Source organism: Lactococcus cremoris subsp. cremoris NBRC 100676, from assembly GCF_001591705.1.
Lineage (GTDB): Bacteria > Bacillota > Bacilli > Lactobacillales > Streptococcaceae > Lactococcus > Lactococcus cremoris.
On record NZ_BCVK01000120.1, the window covers coordinates 1 to 772 of the forward strand.

Sequence of the window (772 nt, forward strand, 5' to 3'; positions counted from 1 at the left end):
ACGACTTATATGACTTATAATAGCACACTCCCAAAAGTTTTTGTTTATTTACTGACAACCATTGAGACGCTTTATCAAACGAGGGTTCCCCTTGAGGTTCAAAACCGAAAGAACGTCCATCTCGCAACATCAGGTTGCTTAGTTATCGCTTGTTACCTCTGGGGCGTACTGCATTTTAGTGAAACGCTTAAAGCTAAGCACCAACTTGCTCAAAGTTTATTTCCTAATTTCCTAGAATATTATCGCTTTGTCCGCCGTTGTAATGCCCTCTTACCGAGTATCCAAGTCATTCGCCAAGCACTCGTCTTTAAAGAGGTTGAAGGAATGAGTGTATCCATTATTGACAGCTTCCCCATTCCTTTGTGTCAGCCTATTCGTAATTTCAAAAGCAAAGGTCTTGGAGATTATGCAAATGTTGGCTACAATGCTACAAAGGGACAGTACTTCTATGGATGTAAATGTCATGCTTCAGTCAGTGAATCAGGCTATGTCATAGACTACACAATTACTCCTGCTTCAATGGCTGATAGTTCAATGACCGAGGAAGTGTTGAGTCAATTTGGGACACCAACAGTCCTTGGAGATATGGGATATTTAGGTCAGTCACTGCATGATAGGCTGGAATTAAAAGGAATTGATCTAATGACACCTGTCAGGAAGAACATGAAGCAAAAGAAAATCCTTTTCCCTAATTTTTCAAAACGTAGAAAAGTGATTGAGCGAGTTTTCTCTTTTTTGACAAATCTAGGAGCTGAGCGTTGTAAAAGTCGTT

Annotated in this window: 1 protein-coding gene; it reads left to right on the forward strand. The window is 40.0% G+C overall.

Annotation, left to right across the window (positions count from 1 at the left end; translation table 11 throughout):
- Nucleotides 1-9 precede the first annotated feature (9 nt).
- On the forward strand, nt 10-772 hold a 763-nt coding region (locus tag LLA01S_RS12030; RefSeq protein ID WP_061778372.1), incomplete at its 3' end, for an IS982 family transposase.